This is a genomic window from candidate division KSB1 bacterium, from assembly GCA_034521575.1.
In the GTDB taxonomy this organism is placed as follows: domain Bacteria; phylum Zhuqueibacterota; class Zhuqueibacteria; order Residuimicrobiales; family Krinioviventaceae; genus JAXHMJ01.
On sequence record JAXHMJ010000002.1, the window covers coordinates 80732 to 104893 of the forward strand.

Sequence of the window (24162 nt, forward strand, 5' to 3'; positions counted from 1 at the left end):
TGTTACATCATTAAATATACTGCCAACATTTACTTTGAATCATTAACGGAGGAATGCTATGTATTTGAAAAACTTGAAAAGTATCGTTTTTATTATTCTGATAACCTGCTCGTCATTAGCAATCGCTCAGCAGAGCTTTGTGGATTCAAACTATACACCGCAAAGGATAAACAAATGCATTGAACTGTTCAATGCGGGACAGCCGGTCTATTATAAAGGCGCTCAAACCACCGGCGGTTATGAGGAAGGCGTGAAAATGGCGCAGACCTGGGCGGATTATATTGTTTATAATATGGAACATCGTCCGCTTGATTTCTCACGTTTGCGGGATTTCATGCGCGGACTGGTAGACGGAGGCCCCACGCCAAGCGGACATAGAACACCCACTGTGGTCGTTGTCGTACCGGTGCTTGGTACTGATACGGTTTCGTTTATGGGAAGCTCCTGGATTGTTCAGCAAGCATTGGCAACAGGTGTCCACGGTGTTCATTTACCGCGCGCCCGGGATCCAAAGGCAGTTTTAAAATACGTTCAAACTGCACGTTATCCTGTTCACAAGCAAAAAATCGATGTGATCGGAGAAGGATTGCGCGGCTGGGGAAGCCATGGATTTGCCGCATGGGTTTGGGGGCTTGATGAGGAAGAATACTTGAAAAAAGCCGACGTTTGGCCGCTAAATCCGAACGGTGAAATAATGCTGGGTGTAAAGATTGAAGACCCGCACGCCCTGAGTCATGCAAAAGAAACATTACAAATACCCGGACTGGCATTTGCAGAACACGGCCCTCGGGATTTCGGGTTTTCACTCGGCTATCTTGAAGGCAGAGCGGATCCTCCTGTACCGGAAGGTGTTGCCGAAGCCGGCGATCGTGTGCTTGCCCTGTGCAAAAAAAATGGACTTTATTTCCTGGACAATGTTTTACCGGATAATGTCAAAAAACGTGTTGATAAAGGTGTAATGATTGGAGCCGGAAGTAATAAACAAGCGGCGCAAGTCGGCAGAGTGTATACCAAAAGAGAGATGCCCTGGTAATATTTTAAGACTGGAATTATCCGAAATGGCAAAAAACACACAACAATCAATTTTCTGCAGATACAAAAAAGATGGCAATACGTATTACGGCAAGTATGAGGATAATACCATTCATCAGCTTGAGAAGGCGCCCTGGTTTGGAATTGAATTCACTGGCATTACTTGTGAATTGTCCCAGGTCAAACTCTTGTATCCCAGCGAGCCTGCGAAAATAATCGGTTTGGTAAAAGCCTATAAACAAGCATGGCAAGACAAGACACCGCCAAAGTTTGTAAGATGGTTTTTAAAACCGGCCTCTTCTGCCGCATCAGACGGAGACGAGATTGTTTTGCCGGCTGCGTTAGATAAAGTCAAAGTAGAATGTGAATTGACCATCATTATCGGCAAGCCGATTGCAGATTCAGATGAGCAGGAAGCGGAAGCAGCCATTTTTGGCTTTACTGTTGGAAACGATATTATGGGATCTGCCGATTCTTTTGTAGAGGCAACCGGAGATACCCCTGATTATCAGGATCCTTCTCTTGCTGCAGCTTTAAAAATAGGTGATGGATTTGCGCCTTTTGGACCTTTTGTGTGGACAAACGTTGATTGGCTGGACAAGAGCTTGACTGTTTCTATCCAAAATCCTGAAACGAATATGAATGCTGTTTATCATGGCAGTACCAATGATCTACTCTATTCACCGGCAAAAATTGTTTCTGACTTGACAAAAATCGTAAAATTATATCCCGGTGATGTCATAATGACCGGGACTTTTAAGTCATTTGTTGCATCTCATAAGGATATAGTTTCTGTTGAGATTGAAGGACTTGGTAGACTAACAAATTATATATCCAATGAGCGGGAAAAAACTTGTGAATGAAAGCCTTAAAGATATTATTGGGGTCATAAACACCCCGTTTACTTTAGAGAATAGAGTTGATACCGACTCACTTGAAAGATATGTTGCGCATTCATTAAAGTGCAAGGTTTCGGGATTTCTCGCTTTAGGCTTAGCCGCAGAAGTAAACAAACTCGGTCATGAAGAAAAACGTTTAATAGCGGAGACCGTCGTTAACAAGACTGATGGAAAAGTGCCGGTAATTTGCTGCACGACGGCAAGATCACAGGATGAAAGATTAAATCTTTCGGGTGGATGGGCAGGAACGCAGATGATTGAAGCTCTTGATCGAGGTGTAGATGCCTTTATGCCCACCATTCTGCATGATGTTTATGGAATGATATATCATTTACATAACATTGGAAAACGAGAAAAAGCAAAGATTCTATTTCATAAACTCCTGCCCATTATTTCCTTCTCGCATCAGCATCTTGATATTTCTATTCATTTTAACAAGAGATTGGTGCATCGCCAGGGAATATTCAACACAGCAAAGGTAAGAGAACCCATTTTGTCATTTCACACGTACCATGAAAACATAGCCGACGAACTGATCACTGATGCTATAAGCTCAAGTGACAATATAAACAAAGGATAATGGAATGGATAAATTGAAATATTATATTGCGCTGGGAGCTCCTCCAATTCGAACACCTGCCACAGGCGATGAAGCGTTTATGCGTCCAGAAGTCGGTTTTAATCCATCATGGTTTCATAAATTTTGCGGGATTGATTTTTCTGAAAAGTGGCATACCGATGTCGGATTTAGATTGAAATGTCATGAAACGATGCGCCGGGAAATCAGAAAACGTTTTCCGGGCTATAATATCGGCGAGGCATTGCAAGACGAACCTTATGATCTGTTAACCGGGATTTATGGTATCGGGATTCTTGATTCTATCTTTAACAGACCGCTGCACTATTCCCAGAGTCAATGGCCGGTGCCCAAAGGCGCAAAATTGACCGATGATGATGCTTTATCACTCAAGGTACCTGATTTATCAAATAATGCATTTTTCATGAATATTTTTGATCAGATTGACCGGATTTACAAGGTTACAGGAGGCGTGCGAGGTTTTCTCAATTGGCAGGGAAACCTGAATACTGCTTTTCGATTCAGAGGCGAATCTGTTTTTCTTGATCTTATGGATCAGGCCGGGCCCGCAGATCACCTGCTTGATGTGATTTCCGACACATTCATTCAGGGCGTAAACCTCCTCTATGCGAAACAGCGGGAATACGGTCAAATGTATGATTTTTCTACAATCGCCAACTGTACTGTAAATATGGTCGGTCCCGAGGTATATAAATCCCGATTATTAAAATACGATCAAAAGATTGCGAGTGAATTCCCGATTATCGGTGTCCACAATTGTGCATGGACGGTTACACCCTATCTGGACCCTTATTCACAAATACCCAATGTCGCTTATATTGACATGGGCATTGATTCTGATCTGAACAAGGCGCGTGAGGTGTTTCCTGAAGCGAGAAGAAACTGTCTGTATAAATCTATAGATCTGAAAAACAAAACGAATCAGGAAATCAGAAACGATTTTAAATTCATTGCAGAAAACCTCGCTCCCTGTGATGTTGGAATGCCTGATATCGAATGTGATGTTCCCGATGAAAAGATCATGTTTGCTATGGATTTATGTCAAGAGTTTTCGGAACAGAAATGATGAATAGTTCTGATTGCCGTATAGTTTTTGACTATCTTTTAAACTCATGATCCGATGTTTACGTGTTCTGAGAATGATATTTTTTAAAATGAAAGATTTGGAGGAGTTGTGAGATCTTGTAAAATTATAGTCATTATTTGCATTGGTTTTTTGATAGCTGGATGTCAGCAACAAGAGTATGAATTCAAATCATTAAGTGAATACGGACAATTTGCTCCGCCCGATGCGTTTGAAGAAAATGCGGAATACGCTTATTACGGCAGTGAAAATGAATGGAACCGGCGTATGTTTTCAGAAAATGCCACATCAAAGTATTACAAGCGCCAGGGGCAAAGACAATTACTGGAAATTTTGGATGGTCATTTTGATAACGCCATTCGCATTTGTAAAAATACACTTGATGTACAGCCCCATGATTTGGAATCCTGTTTCAATTTATCCATTGCGTTTTCCCAAAAAAGTGAAATCGATTCGGCGCTCTATTATATGAAGCTTGCTTTACATAACGGGCTTCCGTTTACCAGATATCTGGCCGGACCGAAAGATTTGCTCCAACCGATTTATGAAACCGACTATTTCAAAAATCTCAAAAAAGAAAAAGATATAAAATTGATTCACGGACCCATGAAAGGCGCTGTTACAACGACGAGCGCCAGAATTTGGCTGCGTACTGCTGACGAATCCGAGGTGGAAATTGTTGTCAGTAAAAATAACAGAGATGTGATTGGCGCTTTTAGCGGGAATACAGAAGCAGTGAATGATTACAGCGTGGAAATTCCTGTCACCGGTTTAGAACCGGATACTGAATATACTTTTCAAATCTCGATTGATGGAAAACAAACAGCAAAAAACTACTCTCTCAAAACTTATCCGGAAAGTTATAAGGATAAAATTGCAATAGGTTTTGGCGGCGGTGCCGGGTACACGGATAAGCATGAAAGAATCTGGGATACGCTTGCGTCTTATTCATTGGATGCTTTTTTGATGCTCGGCGACAATGTATATGTCGACCTTCCCGAAATGCCCGGCGCTTTTCATGATTATACGTATTATCGCAGACAATCAAGACCGGAATACAAAAGATTTCTGCAAAGCACAAACATCTATGCAATTTGGGATGATCACGATGCGGCCATAGATGATATTTGGATGGGACCTTACCTTGACAAGCCTGAATGGAAACTGCCGATGCTGCGTCATTTTGAAAGACAATGGGTTAATCCATTTAACGGGTTGGAGAAGCGCCCGGCAGTTATTTTAATTTTTCCATAGGCGAGATTGAATTGTTTATGCTCGACTGCCGGTTTTATAGAACGAATCCTTACAAGGAAGAGCGGACAATGCTCGGGCCGGATCAAAAGAAATGGTTGAAAGAAAAAATTCTTGAATCTAAAGCCAAAGTAAAAGTAATCGTATCATCTGTGCCATGGGCGTTAGATGCAAAACCGGGAAGTAAAGATACCTGGGCAGGATTTGAAGCTGAACGGCAGGAGATTTTTAAATTTTTGACGGACCATACAATTGACCGAGTCATTCTCCTCTCAGCGGATCGCCATAGAACCGATGTCTGGAAGATTGAACGTGATCATGATTACCCGCTTTACGAATTTCAGAGTTCGCGACTGACGAATATTCATACTCACCCGGTCATGCCCGAGGCGTTAATTGCATATAATGAAAAATGTTCTTTTGGATTACTCGAGTTTGATTTGAGTCAAAATAAAATAGGTTTCAATATTATCAGTATTGATAACCAGTCAAAGGGTCGTATCACAGTTGATCTGGATGAACTGCAATCGAACAGATAACGATCCTTTGCAAGACACTGTCGAAACTGTAAAGCAGCCGAGAACGCGTCAGGCAATAACAGAAAAGGCATGAGACAACGACAATAGATTCTCGTGTCGATCAATGATCTGCGTTGTCAGTGTATATATATCTAAAGACAGTGATTAATGATCAATGTAACCCATAAAAAATAGGAGTTTACCTGATGAACGCGCCTGTTCAAAAAATAGAGGAATTGGAAAAAACAGCCAACACCATTCGGACGCATTTGGTGAAAATGATCGCAAAATCCGGCACCGGCCACGCCGGCGGATCGTCATCAATAACGGAAATTGTCACGGTATTATATTTTCACGAAATGAATGTAAAAAAAGGCAACCCTGACTATCCGGAACGCGACCGGTTCGTGCTGTCCAAAGGTCATGCGTGTCCTGCTCAGTACGCTGCCTTTGCGGAATTGGATTATATCCCCAAAGACATGTTATGGACGCTGCATCATATCAACAGTCCGCTGCAAATGCATCCGGAATTGGGTTTTTGTCCGGGTATTGAAATGAGCACGGGAGCGCTGGGTCAGGGGCTTTCCGCCGGAATCGGCATGGCTCTGGGGCTGCGTAAACAAAAAAAGAATAGTCGTGTGTACGTGGTGATCGGCGATGGTGAATCCATGGAAGGCCAAATCTGGGAAGCGGCCATGAGCGCGCCGAAATTCAAGCTTGATAATCTGTGTGCTGTCTTGGATTATAACAAATTTTCACTATCCGATCGGGTCCAGAATGTCATGCCGCTTGAGCCGCTCCGTGATAAATGGCAGGCATTTGGCTGGTATGTGCTTGAGGTGAATGGGCATTCGATTGCGCAGCTTGTTAACGCGTTTGATCAGGCCAGACAAATCAAAGGCAAACCGGTGATAATCATCGCCCATACGGTCAAGGGATTCAGGATTACCCATGTAGAAGATCAGGCGCAAAGTCATTCGGTGTCATTTACAAAAGATCAGGTCAAAAGTACCCTGCAGCACTTTGGCTGTTCGCAACAAGAGATAGACGAAACAATCGCCATTATGGAAGGAGTGAAATAGATGAATCAGCAAATCGCACCCCGGGATGTCCTGGGGCAGACGTTGATAGAATTGGCGGAACAAAATGAGGATATTGTGTTGCTGGATGCCGATTTTAATCCGGCTTCAAAAATAAATTCATTCGAAAGACCGATTCCCCGAACGTTTTTATCAGATTGGTATCGCGGAACAAAATATGATGGGCATTGCGGCCGGTCTGAGCACCACCGGTCTCATACCTTTCGTATCGACGATTTGTACCTTTTGTTCCAGACGCGCCTGTGATCAAGTCACCACCTCGATCGCTCTGCCTCGATTGAATGTAAAAATAATGGGACTTTACGCCGGACTATTTGTGGGCAAGAACGGCGCGTCGCATCAATCACTGGAAGATATTGCCATTATGCGCGCGATCGCCAATATGACGGTTCTTCAGCCGGCGGATGCCCGGGAAACGCAAGCCATATTGCGGTATGCTTTGACCTATGACGGGCCGATGTATATTCGCATTGGCCGCGATCCGGTTCCGCAATATGTCCCGGATGATTATGAATTTGAATTGGGCAAGGCATTGACGCTTCGCGACGGGAAGGATATCACATTGATCGGTTATGGAGATTTGATCGGTGATACCCTTGCAGCAGCCGATATTCTGAGCAAGAAAGGCATCAAGGCGCGAGTGTTAAATATGAGCTCTATCAAACCGATTGATGAAAAAGCGATCATACAGGCGGCCCAGGATACAGGTTATATTCTTACAGTAGACAATCATAATATATACGGCGGTGTGGGCTCTGCTGTTGCAGAAGTGCTGTCTGAAAACCGGCCCACGAAGATGAAACGTGTGGGAGTCCGCGATGTGTTCGGCAAGTCTGGATCAAACGAGGAAATGAAAGAGAAATTCGGACTGACACACTCGGATATCGCCAATGAAGCATTGACCTTGTTGCAAAAGTAAAAAGAGTAAAGGTATGCAGTATCAATACCTTGCTGACTTTTCTGTTCTTAAAGCATTACAAACAAAGATCATAGCTATTGTTTTATTAAAACCTTAATTTTTTGGAGGAAACATGTACGATCAAGCATTGCATTGGCTGGATTATCTGGTAATTGGTATCTCTTTGCTGGTTTCCTTGTACATTGGAAATCGATTTGCCAATAAACAAACCAGCACAGATAATTATTACGCCGCCGGCGGGTCTATCCCGGCCTGGGCTGTAGGATTTTCAATCATGGCAACACTCATCAGCAGTGTTACCTTTTTGGCCTATCCGGGAGAGGGATTCAGCGATAACTGGCTTTTGCTGGTTCAGGGAATCATGGTGGTTGTTGTCCTGGTAGGATTTGTATGGTTTGTTGTGCCGCTGTACCGCAAGGTGATCGGCATAAGCGCATACGAGTATTTTGAAAAACGATTCGGCTTTTTAGCGCGTCTGTATAGTTCATTAGCGTTTGCGTTTGCCCACGGCGCCAAAATGGGAACGGTGTTCTTTTTAATGGGCCTTGCCCTGGCCAGTTTGACGGGACTCAATACCCTTTTGATTATTTGGGTGATCGGCCTGGCTGTGATCTTTATTACCCTGCGCGGGGGGATAGAAGGTGTGATCTGGCTTGATGTGATTCAGGGCTTTTTATTGATCGGCGGCGGTTTGTTGGCGATTGGAATCATTTTGTTTTCGATCGACGGAGGTATCGTTCACCTGTTTGAGGTCGCCATTAAACATAAGCGGATCAGCTTTGCCCCCTATGCATGGGATTTCACGCGTCTGACGTTCTGGGTCATGGTTTTTAACGGATTGTTTTACGGCATACAGAAATATGGAACCGACCAGACGATTGTTCAGAGGTATCTGGCCGCAAAATCAGAAAAGGATGCCGAAAAAGCCTCTTTGATCGGACTGTTTGTCAGTTTGCCGGTCTGGACGCTGTTTATGTTTATCGGAACAGCCTTGTTTGTATACTATAAAGCCACACCGGAATCGCTGCCGGCCAACATTGCCTCGGATGCTGTTTTCCCGTACTTTATTCTAACTCAAATTCCGATAGGTTTGACCGGCCTTATCATATCAGCATTGATGGCTGCTTCTATCTCCAGTCTGGACTCTGATTTGAATTGCTTGTCGGCTATTGTTGTTGAAGATTATTATATTCGTTTAAAAAAGAACGCCACGGATCAACAAAAACTTAAATTCGGCAAGGGTGTGACTGTTGTGTTTGGATTTATAAGTTTATTAGTGGCTTCTCTTTATGTCTATCTGGGTAGTGAAGGAATACTGGGTATTATCTTTGCATTATACGCTATTTTTTCAGGTGGAATTGCGGGTATTTTTATCCTCGGCACTCTTTCCAAACGTGCCAACAAGCAAGGCTTGTACATCGCTATTGTGCTGACCATCTTGTTCACAGGGTATGCCGTGCTGACATCCAATGAATTCAATGGGATGATTTTGCTGGATTTGGGCAAGTGGAATTTCCCGCATCATAAATATATGATTGGTGTTTATTCTCATCTGATCATCGTTTTTGTGGGATATTTTGCCAGTTTATTCTTCCCCCATGCAGAGGTGCATGAAGATTTGACCATCCATGCCTGGTACAAAAGACGGCGCGCTGGTCAATAATACCAGGTTTTGCTATTTAATCATCAAGGCGAACCTGCTGACCATACTGGACTGAGGAGATTTTGAGATGAATAAACAAGTGAAAAACGAATTCAAAAAATGGCCAAAATTGGAAACAATTGTCGGATTTGGACTATCGTTGTACTGCATACAAAAAGGAAATAAATGAATGGCGTATTATCGCAATCGTCGGTCTTTTCTCAAAACGAGTGTATTGACTGTATCATCACTTGTTTTAACAGGGGTTAACTGTTCGTCTAAAAACGCGACGGAAGAGAAATCCAAGCAGCCGAACATTATATTTATACTGGCGGATGATTTGGGATGTGAAATTCCGGGAGTTTATGGCGGTGAGACGTACAAAACGCCGAACGTTGACGCCCTTGCCCGTCGCGGTATCCGTTTCACACAGTGTTACAGTTCCCCGGCATGCGCGCCTTCGCGTGTTAAACTGTTAACAGGCAAATACGGTTTTCGTAATTATATCGGATGGGGGGCAATGAAGGATAAAGAACGAACCTTTGCTCATGTTTTAAAAAATGCCGGTTATAAAACCGCAATTGCCGGGAAATGGCAAATGGTTTTGCAAAAAAATGAACCGGATCATGTTCAGAAAATGGGCTTTGATGAGAGCTGTGTGTATGGGTGGCATGAAGGCCCGCGCTATTACGGGCCGTTTATCTACGAAAACGGCAAACCGCGAAAAGAACCGGATGATCAATATGGCCCGGATATATTCTGCAAATTTATAACCGATTTCATCAGAAACAATCAGGGATTCCCCTTTTTTGGCCTATTATTCTATGTGCCTGCCGCATGAGATCAGCAATGACTTGCCTTCACCGCCGCCCACCGGCCCTGATGGACGCTATCAGACCTATAAGGAGCTAATTGAAACAATGGATATACTGATCGGACGAGTTGTAAAAACACTCGACGAGTTGAAGATATGCGAGGATACGCTGATTTTGTTCGCAGGAGATAACGGAACTCCGCCTGCTTTTATTTCACGATATGAGAATGGCGAATATATAAAAGAGCCTTTATATTCAATTGTGAATGGTGAAAAAGCTATCGGAGGCAAGAAACAGCTCACAGATGCCGGTACCCATGTGCCGTTGATCGCCAGCTGGCCGGGAACCACACCGGCAGGGACGGTTTGCGATGATCTGGTCGATTTTACTGATTTTCTGCCTACTTTTGCCGACTTGGCTCATACTTTGCCGCCTGAAAATCTGACTATTGACGGCATTAGTTTTTTACCGCAAATTCTGGGTCAAAAGAATCCAAATTCAAGAAAGTGGTCTTATTGCCAATGGGATGGACAGGCCTGGGTTCGCACAAAACATTTCAAGCTCTACCGCGACGGCCGGTTTTATGATATGAAACGTGATCCTTTGGAACAATCACCGATAGATCATGATACAGCAGCGAGCAAAAGGGCGAGAACAAAATTAGTAAAAATTCTCAGCCTTTGTGACACCAACTGATCGATAAACACATTATCAAGTATATCATGCTGTGCTCTGTATCAATTTTAACGATGCTGAGCCCAAAACGCGCATACAAAAAAGATGGTTGATCAAGTGGTGTCGATTCTTGTTTGTCTGGGATTACAGCCGGAACCTGAGCGTGGATACAACAGCTTGCTTTAACTCGTTGTGTATGTGAATAGCAGGCTCTTTTAATAACATGAGGAGAATCATGAGAATGACAATGCTGTTTTTTGTATTTATGGTATTGACAGTAATTGTGCATGCACAGCAAAGGCCGAGTCCGGCAGCATCGTCAGACTGGCCGCCTGAATGCCGAAAAATTGAAATCAAATCTTCAATCGACGGTCAACCGCAGCCGGCCTATTTCTACAATGCCGGAGGGTCAGCGGCGCGTCCACTCATTGTTAGTCTGCACACCTGGAGCAATGGATATGAACAGAAAGATACCCTGTCACAAATGTGCATTGAACGGGATTATCATTACATTCATCCGCATTTCCGGGGACCGAACAACAATCCGGACGCCTGTGGCAGTCCTCTGGCTATTCAGGATATTGACGATGCCATCGCCTATGTGATAAACAATGCCGAGGTTGATACAGCGCAGATCCATGTGATCGGCCTAAGCGGCGGCGGATATGCCACATTGCTGGCTTTTATGAAATCAAACTACGCAATAAAGTCCTTCTCCGCCTGGGTGCCAATCTCCGATCTGGTGAAATGGTACCACGAATCCAAAGCCAGAGGCCGGAAATACGCCATGGATATCGAAAAATCGACTGTAACATGGCAGCAGTACGAGCAAGGCACGTTTTCTTTTAACAAGGATGAGGCTGTCAGACGCTCACCGTATTATATGCAGACGCCGATGTCCAGGAAACGGAGCAAACTTGCTTTATATGCCGGCATTCATGACGGTTATGAAGGCTCGGTGCCGATTACTCAATCTCTTTTGTTTTATAACAAGGTGGTACGCGATTTTGATATCGCAGAGACCCATGCCCTGATCCCTGTTCGGGATATGCTTGAAATGACAAGCATGCGCAACACCCTGAAGCCTGACAAGCAAACTCTGGGAGGCAGAACGATCCATTATGAAAAAATGTATAAAGATTTGGTAAAGGTTGTGATTTTTGAGGGGGGACACGAGATACTGCCTAAAGTTGCATTGGATCATGTACCTGCCAGGCGTATTTTGGCGGTCGGTGATTCGAACGGCAAGGCGGAAACGGGCTGGGTTAATCAATTGAAAAAGATGCGTTATAATGATTTTATTTACAATACCAGTATCTCTGGAAATACCATCGGTTTTGATAATCTGGGCGATCAGAAATTAAACACGCTTCGCAATATCAACACTTATATCGAGGATGCCTATGAACAGCTTGACGGTCTTGATGCGATTCTTATCATGCTGGGCACAAACGACTGCAAAGCGGTTTTTGATGAACGACTGCACAAAGTTCCTGAATATATGGAAACACTGATCAATTGCATAAAACAACATCCGCTTTATAAGGTTTCGAATCCTGATATTTATCTGATCTCGCCTCCGCCCCAGGGAAAAGATAAAATAATGCGTGAAAAATATCACGGCGGGGCTGAACGTATTGCCTGGCTTTATCCACGCTTTAAAAAAATCGCTGAAAAAACGCATTGCCCGTTTATTGATGTTTATAGCCGACTGCGGCCTGTCTGGGACTATTATGCCGCTGATGGTATCCATCCCCAAACAGAAGCCCAGCGATTAATCGCGCGGATCATCAACAAAGAGCTAAAAACCAAAAGTCCGACAAAAGAGAAAGAGTGGGAAACAAGAGAATAGGTCTCCAGAATTTGAGAGTGTAGACCTTGATTCTCAAATCCGGATATAAAGCAGAACCATGGCTATCAAAAAGTCCACAATTAAACAGCTCAATCTGTTATGGGAACGCATCCAGGTCGAGCGCTACAGCGGCAGCAAAGCCAATGAGGCTCCGACAGCTCTTGTTTTTCAGGACCGCCGCGTCAAAATCACCGACATACAGGATCGATGGTACGAAGGCGGACTCGACTCGAGCCGACCTGCCTTGTACTATTTCAAAGTTCGAACCACGGATGACGAGATTTATCTGCTGCGCTACGACCCCCTGTTTGATAAATGGTTCTTTCGCGAGTAGAGTTCCTGGAGAAGAATAATCGTTCCGGTAATGCAGGGTGGGAACGTGTGGGGAATAGATGCTTTAACTTTATCTTTGCATTTTTGCATGAAAATGAGTAAATAGTAAAGCTCACTATGGGTTAATCATGTTCAATGAGTACAAGGAGACCCGAGAATATGAATGTCAATCTAAAGAAAGAACAACACGCATCCAGAGAGAGACCCCGATATCCCTATTCGCTTGCGGCAAAAGCCTTTTTCTTTTCTATGGACTTGATCACCGGTAAAAAAATTACCTTGGCCAAGGCCAAACTCATAGAGATGCTGGCAAGCATCCCTTACCGATCCTGGGAAATTCGCCAGTACGCTCGAATGACACGATGCTACCGAAATTCAGAGTTGGTTCAAGAAGCATCCAATATTTTAAACTGGAGTCGAGAAGCGCAGGACAACGAATTCTGGCACCTGATGGTCATTGATGAGAAAATGAAAAAAGATGGCGTAAAAGAGCCCTGGTATCTGTTCCCTGTTTTCCCCTTTGTTATGGTTACTGTTTATGTTATCCTGACGCGCCTTGTGGCTCTGGTGAGCATTCGCAGAGCGTTTCTGTTCAATGCAGAATTTGAGGATCATGCTGAACACGTCTATGCACAATTTGTGGACGAACATCCTGAATGGGAAAATGAACCTGTTACGAATAAAGTCAGGGAATATGCAAATCTGGATAACTGGGCCGATATCTTTAGGCGTATTGGACTGGATGAACGGGATCACATGAATAACAGTTTTGTCTTATGCGGCAAGCCGGAACGTGTTGTGAAATATGGCGGCATGCCTGATCTGCCCACAGTTTAAAGCCTTGATTCAAGAGTGATCCATCGGTAAATTGACAAAAGCTCCGGATGCAAGTGTTACTATTGAAAACAGGGGACAGGAGGGGGCAAACGCGTTTATTGACGCATGATTGGCAGGAAAATATTTGTCTGAAAACGCAAAGCATGCTATCATCACAATATAATGAGGAGAGCCCCCGTGAAATCCATTTTTATTCTGTTTTCAATTGTTCTTGCGACATCTGTAGTGTCACAAACGCCAGAGGTCGAATATGTTACCGGCAGTACGGTGAAAATCTCACAACTCGTCGGTGAATACGGACCGTATCAATTTGACGAACTGGCAACCGGAACCGATTCCACCACCACTCTGTATTACACCCTGTCCACATGGAATCCATATACGGTTATGCTCATGAAATCCACGTTAAAACTTTCAAACTCACCGGTTTCCCGTGTTGCCGATTTTGCAGTGCCATCCGGATTTCATTTGCAGCAGAATGTTCCCAATCCGTTTAATCCGGTTACAACCATTCGTTTCTCGTTGCCCCGTCAGCAGTATGTAAAACTGCAAATTTTCAATATGCAGGGTCAAAACATAGCGACTCCGGTGGACGGCCTGTTCGTACCGGGGGCTCATGCTGTTTTATTTGAGGGCAGAGACTTGACCAGCGGGGTATATCTGTACCGGCTGGATGCCGGGGAACACGTTCAATGCAAAAAAATGCTGTTGATCAAATAACCCGGATTATAGAATCTGTGTCTTTTATTACAAAAAAATGTTTGTTCTTTGATCCGGATTATAACAAATTACAGAATTTGAGATTAGACAATTCAGGAGGAAGCATATGAACATTCTCGTCGCCAGCGCCACCGGCGCAACCGGGCGGTGGCTGGTCAAACAGCTGTTGGATCGCGGACATTGTGTGCGGGCAATCGTCCGGTCTGCTGATAAATTGCCGGATGCGGTTCGCAATCACCCCCATATCACCCTTATTCATGCGCCGATCCTGGATCTGGATGATGATGAACTGATCCGGCATACGCAATCCTGTGATGCCGTGGTGTCCTGTCTGGGACATAACCTGAGTTTCAAAGGTATGTACGGCCGGCCGCGCCGACTTGTAGCCGATGCAGTACGCCGGTTATGCGACGCGATCCGGGCCAATCATCCGCCAAAGCCGGTCAAATTTGTGCTCATGAACACCGCTGGATATAAAAATCCTGAGCTTGAAACGATTCCTGTCGGGGAAACATGGGTTGTCGGATTGATTCGCCTGTTGCTGCCGCCGCATGGGGACAATGAAACCGCAGCGGATTATTTGCGTACAAAAGTGGGTCAAGATGATGACAAGATCGAATGGGTGGTTGTTCGTCCGGACAGCCTGATCGATGAAAACACGGTATCAGAGTACAAGGTGTACGAATCGCCGATACGCAGCGCCATTTTTAATGCCGGCGCCACCAGCCGCATCAACGTGGGACATTTTATGGCTGATCTGATCACCCGTGACGAGCTCTGGTCACGCTGGCAGGGATGTATGCCGGTCATCTATAATCAGGAATCCGGTGAATAAAACGCACAGCATGGGGTCAATGCTGCTGCAGCGTTCACGATCTGCAGGGATTTGACGCTATTTTAATCACAGAAGACATGGGAAAGAGTATGATGATCGTCGGAGGCGGTATTGCCGGACTGTCAACCACCTGTTATGCCCGGGTCGGCGATCGCATGGGCGCGGCAAACCTGCTGCTGTTTGCAGAAAATTCGAATGTATTTGTCATTCGAAGCGGCTAAACAAACATTCACGTTTGCCGGGATTGATCTATTATCGAATAATAAAATATTTTCTTGCAAAATTCGGTAAAAATGTTTAAATAAAAAAACCATTAAACGGCGGAGCACGAACGGGGTTGTTCTTTACGATGTGCATGATACGGATCAGAGGCGGGGTATACCGGGAGTTCAGCAGGGGTCGTAGAGTGAACGAGTCAAAAACGTGTTTGTAACTGAATTTTGAATTCAGGATTAATTGTATTTCAGTCTCATCTGAATTTGAAACATAAAGAAAGCAAAAATGCGCCGGGGATACCGAAAAATTCTCAGACATCAGTTTGCCAAACGCATGAAAGAAACGGCACCTGATTTCAAACCCGCCCGGGTTGAATCCATTTATCTGTCACCCGGAGAACGCGCCTATTGCTGGACCGTGAATGAACAGGCCGATATTCCCATCTCATCAGGTTCTGAACTGGCATTTGATTCTGAAAATAACCTGTGGATCGGGACGGGCAGCGGTGTTTATGTGATTTATCAATAAAACCTTTATTTTCTGGCTTTCAATTGTTATATTTTTACGATGCTCTAAATAAAAAGCCCAACAACATTTAAAAAGGAATTATGAAATTATCCGAAAACGATGCAAGGCTGTTTTTTCAGTTAATGCTGCCCCTGCAGTATTATATCAGTCAGACCCAGGATCTGATTGACGGAGTGGAAAGTTTTGACGATTTTCTGGATACCACTCAATTACAGAAAGTAGTTGTCCGGGACTGGCTGTTCGAACATATTGATATTATTGATGAGTTCGCAGCTGAAAATCCCTTCGGGTTTGGTGAAGAAGAGGTGTCAATTATCCGTTCATGGAAACAGTTTATATCCGGTGAATTTTTCGTCGAGCGGCTGCTTAAAAAGTATGCGGTGTTCATCAAGGATGAAAGGGTTTACGCTGTGCTGGCGCTCGGCGAGCCGTTTGAGACAATTCTTCAGGGCAAACCGCTGCCGGTTTATCTGCAAACGGTTCTACTGCCGTTTAAAGGTAGAATTGTTTATGATGGTGTTGTCAAACCCTATGGAATGTCATTCGGCGGACAGATTAAACAGGTGCTAAAAAAGACGTATATGCGGGAAAAGGAAAACGGGTTGATTATAACCGATCTGATGGCGCCTCCGCCCGAGACTGCAAAACCGGATAAGCAAAAAGTCAGCAAAACGATGCATGCCATTCGTCATGATCTGAACGAAATCGAACAGGGTATCGAAACAACCGGAATGACCCCTCTGGAAGCCAAGCAGCTGATGGAGATGCTGCAGGCAACGGCTGAGTATGCCCGTCAAAGGGTTGTGGAACCGGACGATGAAGAAGAAATGTCAAAAAAACTGCGTAAAATGGTACATTCTGTCAAAGCGGTGTCTTTACCTTGAACAGCTTTTTTTTCCGAGTGTTACGGTTAAGCGAAATACATGAATGCCGGACATACTGATAAACATATTATGCTGGTCCAATCTTTTTTGAATCATCTAACCAGTAACACTTTTTGATATTTTGTAAACTTTCCAGCGCGCAGTAAAACAAAATAAACACCGCTTGATACTTTTATATCCCGGGCGTCTTTTCCGCTCCAGGTCAGCGTGTAACTGCCTGCCTGTTGCTGTTTGTCTTGCACCAGGGATTTCACGGTACGACCCATAATATCAAGGATTTTTAGATTGACTTGTTCCGATGAAGAAAGTTGATACTTGATACTGGTTACCGGATTGAACGGGTTCGGCCAGGCGGGTAATAGACCTGTGACTTTGGGGAGAATGTCCTGTGTCACTGTGACTTTGGTTGTTCCCAAAACCGTTTGTTCCCCTTTTGTATTGACATCTGAAAGACGATACGTATAGACATCTCCTGTGGATATATTGATATCCGTAAACGTGTAATTTGCATATGAGGAAGAATTGCCTTGTCCGATCAGTTCGGGATGGGTTTTGTAGGATGCAATTGTCTGCCACTGCACTGTATCCCCTAATTTTTTTTCCAGGATATAGCCCAGATTGTCGATTTCACTTTCTGATGTCCATTTTAACTTTATTCCGTTTAATGTACATAACGCAGAAAACGCAGATAAATTAACGGGTAGTGAAATATCACCGCTGCCGGAGAAGGTGATATCATTGGCATCAGCCACATCCCCTGCGGCATTTTCGATGCCGGTGTTGTTGAGGTGATCCCAATCCAGTCCGGAAGTCGCGCTGTTGTCAGTGATATCCATCTCGACGGTATACATATGATACTTTGTTCCCTGGATAAACTGTGATTCACTGTTGAATTTTGCCACTTGCGATACATACACTTTTCCGGCTGTTATGCCGGTGGTTGAGGTGTAATGACTGCCGTCACATAGAGGATTGCTATAGGTGATTACCGGATCTGGATAATGCCGCATTGTTATAGTTGAAATAATAAGAAGCTTCCGCCAGGTAACTCTCGCCGCCGCCATCCTCTATCCAACCGGATAATGGCTTAAAGTGAATCTCCCATGAATATGTTCCGCTGTTGACCTGAGCGTTTTCTATATACACCTGTACGGTGATCTGTGAAAAAACAGTAGATGCCATAGTCAGCACAACTATCAATACAATCGAAAATCGTTTGAATGTTCTTTTCATAATATTCTCCTCGCCCACAGGTATTCTAGTTGACCGCAGTGGATTTGTTCAGGTTTTCCACGATCAATGCCTTGTCAGCTGTTGTAATCGTACCTGAAAAGTTGGTATCTGTTGTATGGTAACCTGATTTATTCAAATCATTCACAACAGGCGCCTTGTCTGCCGTAGTGATTGTGCCGGTATTATTGGTTTCACCGCCGTACATTCCATAAACACTGGTTTCAAGTACAGCAGCATCACCGCCATAATATTTATCAAAAGCCGAACTTTCATCCATTGTAAAATCATATAGTGTTGATAATCCGACACTCAGTGTATGTTTTTCATCACTCATGACTGTTAGATGATTGCGGTGTTTGATGACAAGATAATAGTTCCCCGGCGCTGCGGTCATTTCAATGGCGGTCGTCGTCCCGTCATCCCCAACCACAAGCCCGTCTTTGCGTAAAAATGCACTTTTTGATGCCACTGCTGCACCGTCCGTTGTAGAACGCAGTTCAACCAGCACCCAATCTACAATATCATCCGGAACTGAACTCACAGTGCGCTCATCCTCCTGATAAGGTGAGCGGATGGGGACAGATACGGATGTATTCATTTCCTCTGCTGTGCTATTGTAGGCGCCCTGCAGAAATATTTTAGTCTCAACCAGCAGGGGAGTAAAGGACCCGTATTCATAAGAGCCCATGTCCGGTTCATTTACGTGCGAAAGCCCGCGTTGATCTGTCTGGTGTAATATTCCGTTTTCGGTGCCGCTGTCAATAGCCGGACTGGTTGCCAGCAGTGCCATGGTGCGGGTATTGCCGCCATTATCTGCAAGAATTGACAGCTGCGGATCTGTATTGTTAAGGTTACCCGAGTTTACAGTGTCCATGCTCGCATCCCGGCATAATGTGGCAAACCGGTCAAGGCTATGGCCTGCATTTGAGCCGGATGTGCCGTCCGCATAATTGTTGCTCGTTCCATTTGAAATGATACAGTTGGTGATCCACAAATGGGTCTGTGACGATTCCGAGGTGGTCTCTGCAAGGCGATAAAGACCGCTTCCCGAGCCGGAACTTCCGCATGTATTGTCCGCCAGTGTGACATTGATCAGTCTGGCGTTCAATAGAGTCGTCCTGGTTACAGAGCTGGCGTGCATATAAAAACCGCCGCCGTTACCAGACAGAGAGCCTGCGCTGTTATTTGCGACCGTGCAATTAACCATTCCAAAATGAATATCTCCTGCCGGATCAATACCGCTGCTCACCGACTGTGGATCTGAGAGATATGTATAAATGCCACCGCCATTGCCGCTAACTGTGTTGCCTGATATTGTGGAATAACTGGTCTGCAGTATGGTCTCGGAATAGATGCCGCCTCCGTTCACTGCAATATTGTTTTTTAGAGTACAGCTTTCAATATTCAATCTGCCGCTGTTGAGAATACCGCCGCCGTTATTCGATCCGGGATTACCGTTTTGAATCGTCAAAAATTGTAAAGTGACTACCGCGCCCGCGGCAATTGTAAAACAGCGCCGGTCCGCAGACGCGGCGTCTGTGGCATGTGCCTGAACAATCGTTTCGGTTAACGGTTGTCCCTGCAGGGTCAGTGATTTGTTCACCGTGATGCCGTCGATCGCAGACCCCTCGCCTGTGAAGGTTCCGTTGATATTAATGACATCACCGTTCCCGACTTTGGATCGGCTGATGGCATAGCTGATGCTTGCCCAGGGGAGCAGCGACGATCCGTCGTGTGCCGCGTCATCGGATCCCGTACTGGAATTGACAAAATATACTTTCGGGACGCGTTCGAATGCTCCGATATCGTAACCCAGGGCCTGGGGACGGACGTATCCGCGCTGATCGGTGTTGGGGACACCCTTTTCAGTTCCGGAATCCACAGCCGGACTGTCTCCTGATATGGCATGAGTTTGAGTATCACCGCCGTTATCTGCCAGTGGTCCAAGGACGATATTCTGTGTTGTTTTGATTGCCGGTTCCGGCTGCAGGCATACTGGCATCCCGGCAGATGCTGTAATTGCGGCTGAGGTTGTGCGTTCCGCTGCCGCTTTGCGCATAATTACCGCTGCTGCCGGTGTTATCCAGGATGGTGTTGGTATAAGCAGAACTCACAGTCGCCGATGCAGCCGTTGTTTCTTCATAGATACCGTTACCGCTGCCGCCACAGGTGTTGTTTGCGATTGTGGCATTTGTGATGGTCGCCGCAGCTGTATAGGCTCCTCCGGCGCTGATATGCAGGCCGCCGCCGTTACCTGATGTGGCGGTGTTGGCGGAAATCGTGCAGTTGGTTAAGGTCAGGTTGAGATTATCATCTGATGCGCTGTATACCAGAGCTCCGCCGTCGGATGCGGCTGTATTACCGGATATCGTGGATTTTTTTACCGTTATATCCTGAGCGGAATAGATACCCCCGCCGCTGGCGCCCGAGGTGTTGTTTTTGACGGTGCTGTTGATGACCGACAATACTCCGCTGTTATAGATACCGCCGCCGTAATTAGATGCGCCGGTTGTGATATTGTCTGTGATAATACAGTTTTCAATGGTGAGTGATCCATTGTTGAGCACTGCCCCGCCGCCCGTGGTGCCGCCATTCCCGTAACGCAGGGTCATATCTCTCACAGTTACCGAGTTCCCGGCAGCAATGGTCAGGCAGCGCCGGTCGGAACTGGATGCACTCGATGAATGTCCCTGCATAACAGTCTGATCAGCAGCCTCGCCGCGAATCAAAAGATTTTTTGTAATCTCGACACCTTTGTGGTCTGTAGCTATGCCGTCGGCAGTCAGGGTGCCGCTTAGATTCAGGGTGTCGCCGTCGCTTGCACGAAATTCGGCATAACTGAGTGTGGCAAACGGCTCACTCGAGGAACCGTCGCGTGCACCATCATCCTCTCCTGCTGCGGGATCAATATAAATATTGGAAGCCGTGGCATAAATGGTCACATCAAATTCGTCCGATGCCGTGAGACCGCCTCCGTCTTCCACAGTAACGGTAATAACTGCTTCACCGCTTTGATCGGCAGCCGGGGTGAGGGTAATGGATCTGTCTTCTCCGCTGCCGCCCAGGCTTATATTCGCATCCGGAATCAAGGTTTGGTTGTTTGAGGATGCAGTGACGATCAGTGAATAGGCATCCGTTTGTGTATCAAAGACACTGAAATCCAGCGGACCTATGTCTGAATTTTCCTGCCCTGTCTGATCCGGGATATCACTGATCTCGGGAGGAGAATTCAGGATAAAGTTTGTGTTGTGTACGGCGCTAAGGTCTGACGAAAAGTCCGTTGCACCGGCCTGGAGTGTATCATTCGTCGGTATAAAACAAATCCCCGAGTGATAACCGCCATTGTGTTCACCGTACATTCTTAAGGAATCGATAAAATTGAAATTCACATCGTAGAAATCGGCTCTTAGATGATCCCAGCTGGAGATCACAACTGTATCCCCGATTACATCAATCCCGAGATTGTCATCTTTTTCAGAAAAGCCTAAATTCGAGTCCACCGATAGCGTGTACCAGCTGTTCGGGGTCCACCATTCGCCGGTGCGGAACAGTACAATTTCATAAACACGCCAGTCATCATAGGCGGCGGTGACAAAGGCGTGAATCGAGTCATCGTTGGCCGCAATCACGGCAATATCGATGATACTGTCAATTTCACTGTTGTCCCGCGAGTCATTGCTGCCCACTTCATCATCCATTTCCCAGGCATTGACAATGGTGCCGTCAGGTCTGATTTCGACAATATTGTCATCGGCATAGGATAAATCTCCATTATAATCCGGTAAGAGCAGATTACCGTTTGGCATAACATCGATGCCCGTGCGGTTGTCCAGCTGCCAGGGCCAACCCGGATTAATTTCCGAGAGGCAAAGGGTGTCGATAATCACGCATACCGTATCACCCACATAATCCAGTGAAAAGATGGTCGGGGAGTGACTGCTCGATTGGGTCTCGTGTACAGTCCAGAAAAAATCCCGGGATTCTTCATATTCAATACCGATTGTTCTGAATTCGGGATTATAAAACCAGTATAGCTCATTGGTGCTGTCTTTATTTATCATGTGTGTGCTGAATGATTTTTTAAGAGCGGAGGGTGGATCGGAACTTTTAGAAAAGATGTGGCTTTTATTCTCCTGACTGTTTGCTGTTGAAATCAATAAACAGCATTGAATAAAGCAGACGAAAATTAAAAATGTTGTTACTTTTTTCATGATTCTGCTCCCGTAATCAAAGAACCGAATATTCTAATGTCTAGTTATTGATATCGTAAACTTGAATCCGCGCCTGTGTGACAGATTATCAATCAAAGGTCCATATAAAGAGCATTTTGCAAAAAGGAAGGAGAATTTAAATGCAGATAATTGTCCTTGAAAGAATCTATGAAACAACAGAAATAAATGCAATTACTTTTTTTAACTTTTGTTACTTGAACACAAACCGTAAAAACCGTATATTCAGTACGGTTTATCCTCGATAACCGGCACAGGTGAAAACTGTTTACAGAATTGCGATTTAACGGTATTATTTCAAGGCATCTTTTTGCGATGATATCGACTTTATCCACGCGCAGGATAGATGGAGAATCCATCTCCTGAGGATATGAACAACACTCGCAGGTATCGGGGCCGGGGAAGGCAGACCCCCCACGGTCACCGGCCGGGGGTAGCAAAACGCCCGGAAACGGATATCTCTATGCACGAAATTAACATTTTAAAAGGCTGGTTGCTCTTTTCGTCCCGTGAGCTTGAATCGGACAAAAAGAGAGTGTCGTTGCCCGGATTCGACGTTAAAGATGCATTGCCAACAGACATCCCGTCCACCGTCATGGCGGCGCTGGTGAGAAACAAGGTCTACAGAAACGTGTATTTCAGTGATAATCTGGATCACATTTCAGTCGAACCCTTCAAGGTTTCCTGGTGGTACCGGAAAACGTTTTTTCTCGATGCCATAGATGATTCACACTATTATCGGTTAATTTTCGAGGGACTGAATGATAAAGCAAATATATGGCTCAACGGCGTCTGTATCGCGGATTTCAACGAGGTGCAGGGTTGTTTCCGGATGTTTGAATTTGAGGTCACGGAACATCTGCAACAGGGCGAAAACGCGCTGGCGCTCGAGGTTTTTCCGCCTCAACCGGGTGATTTAAGCATCGGCTTTGTCGACTGGAATCCCTGGCCTCCGGATCAGAATATGGGCATCTGGCGGCCGGTCAAACTGCTGCAATCCGGCGCCGTGTCCCTGAAAAACGGGTTTGTCAAATCGGATCTGGATGTTGAAACCCTGGAAACGGCGGCTTTGACCGTTTCGGCCGAGATCACCAATCATGCGCAAGAGCCCGTGTCCGGTCTGGCTGAAATCAAGATCGAAAACATTGTCTTGAATCAGGAATTTTCCCTGCAGCCGAACGAAACGCGGAAACTTTGTTTTCACCCATCCGACTATGCGGATTTGAATATCAATACCCCCGGATCTGGTGGCCGGTTCATCTGGGTGAACCCGACCTTTACACCATGAATATGCGGGTGATGCAGGCGGAACAACTCTCAGACCAGACATCGGTTCGTTCGCGTTTAAAGCGCAAATGGCCAATTATGAAGCCATGCGTGCCATGTTTGAGGCGTTTCATGTCAATCGATCCAATGCAACGGGAATTATCCAGTGGATGCTGAATTCAGCCATGCCCGGGATGCTCTGGCAGCTGTACGACTGGTATCTGATGCCCAACGGCGCTTTTTACGGGGCGAAAAACGGCTGTCGGCCCCTGAATTTGGTGTACCATTATAAAGATCACAGCATCTATCTGATTAATGATTATTTACAGGCCGTTGAGGACCTGTCGGCCGAAATCCGCATGCTCGCGATGGACGGCAGGGAACTGTTTGCCAAAACCATAGAAATCCGTATCGGAGCAAATCAGTCATACAGACTGTATTCGCTTCCGGTGGTGCAATGCTGTGAGAATATTTATTTTCTGGATTTGCGACTGAAAACGCCTGCAGACAAAACGCCCCTGATCAATTTTTACTGGCTGTCGACAAAACAGGATGTGCTCGATTATGAATCCGGCGAGTGGTTTCTGACCGCCCATTCGTCATTTGCTGATTTTACTGCGATCAACCGGATGGAAAAAGCTGACATTGTAACAAAGCATACATTCATTGAACAGGATGAAAAAGGATAGATCAATC

At 45.3% G+C, this 24162-nt stretch carries 26 protein-coding genes; 22 read left to right on the top strand and 4 right to left on the bottom strand.

Annotated features, from left to right (window positions below):
- The first annotated feature begins 58 nt into the window (after positions 1 to 58).
- From U5R06_02900 to U5R06_02995, 20 genes are all read left to right on the top strand, one after another.
- Positions 59 to 1033, top strand: coding sequence for an aldolase/citrate lyase family protein (locus U5R06_02900; GenBank protein MDZ7721784.1), 975 nt, complete (start codon positions 59 to 61; stop codon positions 1031 to 1033).
- A 25-nt stretch (positions 1034 to 1058) separates the two neighbouring features.
- A complete protein-coding gene (locus U5R06_02905) occupies positions 1059 to 1895 on the top strand; it encodes a fumarylacetoacetate hydrolase family protein (protein MDZ7721785.1) in 837 nt (278 codons plus the stop codon).
- Positions 1888 to 2511 (top strand): dihydrodipicolinate synthase family protein, encoded by a 624-nt coding sequence (locus tag U5R06_02910; GenBank protein MDZ7721786.1) that lies wholly within the window; start codon positions 1888 to 1890, stop codon positions 2509 to 2511. Before U5R06_02905 ends, U5R06_02910 begins: the two co-directional genes overlap by 8 nt.
- A 4-nt stretch (positions 2512 to 2515) precedes the next feature.
- Positions 2516 to 3595 (top strand): hypothetical protein, encoded by a 1080-nt coding sequence (locus U5R06_02915; protein MDZ7721787.1) that lies wholly within the window; start codon positions 2516 to 2518, stop codon positions 3593 to 3595.
- Positions 3596 to 3703: 108 nt separating this feature from the next.
- Positions 3704 to 4867 (top strand): hypothetical protein, encoded by a 1164-nt coding sequence (locus tag U5R06_02920; GenBank protein ID MDZ7721788.1) that lies wholly within the window; start codon positions 3704 to 3706, stop codon positions 4865 to 4867.
- 17 nt (positions 4868 to 4884) lie between these two features.
- Entirely contained in the window at positions 4885 to 5403 is a 519-nt protein-coding gene (locus U5R06_02925) for an alkaline phosphatase D family protein (GenBank protein MDZ7721789.1), read from the top strand.
- 185 nt (positions 5404 to 5588) lie between these two features.
- On the top strand, positions 5589 to 6464 hold the full coding sequence (locus U5R06_02930; GenBank protein ID MDZ7721790.1) for a transketolase: 876 nt from the start codon (positions 5589 to 5591) through the stop codon (positions 6462 to 6464).
- Positions 6465 to 6728 carry a hypothetical protein gene (locus U5R06_02935; GenBank protein MDZ7721791.1) on the top strand — a complete coding sequence of 88 codons (264 nt, stop codon included), beginning with the start codon at positions 6465 to 6467 and terminating at the stop codon, positions 6726 to 6728.
- Positions 6640 to 7401 (top strand): transketolase C-terminal domain-containing protein, encoded by a 762-nt coding sequence (locus tag U5R06_02940; GenBank protein ID MDZ7721792.1) that lies wholly within the window; start codon positions 6640 to 6642, stop codon positions 7399 to 7401. The genes U5R06_02935 and U5R06_02940 overlap by 89 nt, the downstream gene beginning before the upstream one ends.
- Positions 7402 to 7513: 112 nt before the next feature.
- Complete coding sequence (locus U5R06_02945; protein MDZ7721793.1) at positions 7514 to 9064, top strand: sodium:solute symporter; 1551 nt, start codon at positions 7514 to 7516, stop codon at positions 9062 to 9064.
- A 169-nt stretch (positions 9065 to 9233) separates the two neighbouring features.
- A complete protein-coding gene (locus U5R06_02950; protein ID MDZ7721794.1) occupies positions 9234 to 9884 on the top strand; it encodes a sulfatase-like hydrolase/transferase in 651 nt (216 codons plus the stop codon).
- Positions 9853 to 10554 (top strand): sulfatase-like hydrolase/transferase, encoded by a 702-nt coding sequence (locus tag U5R06_02955; GenBank protein MDZ7721795.1) that lies wholly within the window; start codon positions 9853 to 9855, stop codon positions 10552 to 10554. Before U5R06_02950 ends, U5R06_02955 begins: the two co-directional genes overlap by 32 nt.
- Before the next feature lie 214 nt (positions 10555 to 10768).
- The gene (locus U5R06_02960) at positions 10769 to 12385 is read left to right on the top strand and encodes a GDSL-type esterase/lipase family protein (protein ID MDZ7721796.1); all 1617 of its coding nucleotides are present in this window, start codon (positions 10769 to 10771) and stop codon (positions 12383 to 12385) included.
- 58 nt (positions 12386 to 12443) lie between these two features.
- Positions 12444 to 12719 (top strand): cytoplasmic protein, encoded by a 276-nt coding sequence (locus U5R06_02965; protein MDZ7721797.1) that lies wholly within the window; start codon positions 12444 to 12446, stop codon positions 12717 to 12719.
- A gap of 158 nt (positions 12720 to 12877) precedes the next feature.
- Positions 12878 to 13555, top strand: a complete 678-nt coding sequence (locus U5R06_02970; protein ID MDZ7721798.1) for an alternative oxidase — start codon at positions 12878 to 12880, stop codon at positions 13553 to 13555.
- A 177-nt stretch (positions 13556 to 13732) separates the two neighbouring features.
- On the top strand, positions 13733 to 14275 hold the full coding sequence (locus U5R06_02975) for a T9SS type A sorting domain-containing protein (protein MDZ7721799.1): 543 nt from the start codon (positions 13733 to 13735) through the stop codon (positions 14273 to 14275).
- 106 nt (positions 14276 to 14381) lie between these two features.
- Positions 14382 to 15110 carry an NAD(P)-binding oxidoreductase gene (locus tag U5R06_02980; GenBank protein MDZ7721800.1) on the top strand — a complete coding sequence of 243 codons (729 nt, stop codon included), beginning with the start codon at positions 14382 to 14384 and terminating at the stop codon, positions 15108 to 15110.
- Positions 15111 to 15199: 89 nt separating this feature from the next.
- Entirely contained in the window at positions 15200 to 15331 is a 132-nt protein-coding gene (locus U5R06_02985) for a hypothetical protein (GenBank protein MDZ7721801.1), read from the top strand.
- 280 nt (positions 15332 to 15611) lie between these two features.
- Positions 15612 to 15854, top strand: coding sequence for a hypothetical protein (locus U5R06_02990; GenBank protein MDZ7721802.1), 243 nt, complete (start codon positions 15612 to 15614; stop codon positions 15852 to 15854).
- Positions 15855 to 15934: 80 nt separating this feature from the next.
- Positions 15935 to 16738, top strand: coding sequence for a hypothetical protein (locus tag U5R06_02995; protein MDZ7721803.1), 804 nt, complete (start codon positions 15935 to 15937; stop codon positions 16736 to 16738).
- 92 nt (positions 16739 to 16830) lie between these two features.
- On the opposite strand, the gene U5R06_03000 is transcribed toward U5R06_02995, so the two are convergent.
- Genes U5R06_03000 through U5R06_03015 form a run of 4 tightly spaced genes read right to left on the bottom strand, consistent with a single transcriptional unit; the run spans position 16831 to position 22032 of the window.
- Positions 16831 to 17748, bottom strand: a complete 918-nt coding sequence (locus tag U5R06_03000) for a T9SS type A sorting domain-containing protein (GenBank protein MDZ7721804.1) — start codon at positions 17746 to 17748, stop codon at positions 16831 to 16833.
- Positions 17714 to 17971, bottom strand: a complete 258-nt coding sequence (locus tag U5R06_03005; protein ID MDZ7721805.1) for a hypothetical protein — start codon at positions 17969 to 17971, stop codon at positions 17714 to 17716. The genes U5R06_03000 and U5R06_03005 overlap by 35 nt, the downstream gene beginning before the upstream one ends.
- Positions 17972 to 17996: 25 nt before the next feature.
- Complete coding sequence (locus U5R06_03010; protein MDZ7721806.1) at positions 17997 to 19973, bottom strand: choice-of-anchor Q domain-containing protein; 1977 nt, start codon at positions 19971 to 19973, stop codon at positions 17997 to 17999.
- Positions 19900 to 22032, bottom strand: coding sequence for a right-handed parallel beta-helix repeat-containing protein (locus U5R06_03015; GenBank protein ID MDZ7721807.1), 2133 nt, complete (start codon positions 22030 to 22032; stop codon positions 19900 to 19902). The genes U5R06_03010 and U5R06_03015 overlap by 74 nt, the downstream gene beginning before the upstream one ends.
- Positions 22033 to 22663: 631 nt before the next feature.
- On the opposite strand from U5R06_03015, the gene U5R06_03020 reads away from it, so the two are divergent.
- Together U5R06_03020 and U5R06_03025 are read left to right on the top strand one after the other, a co-directional pair.
- Positions 22664 to 23488, top strand: coding sequence for a hypothetical protein (locus U5R06_03020; GenBank protein ID MDZ7721808.1), 825 nt, complete (start codon positions 22664 to 22666; stop codon positions 23486 to 23488).
- A gap of 67 nt (positions 23489 to 23555) precedes the next feature.
- Positions 23556 to 24155 (top strand): hypothetical protein, encoded by a 600-nt coding sequence (locus U5R06_03025; GenBank protein ID MDZ7721809.1) that lies wholly within the window; start codon positions 23556 to 23558, stop codon positions 24153 to 24155.
- The last annotated feature ends 7 nt before the right edge of the window (positions 24156 to 24162 follow it).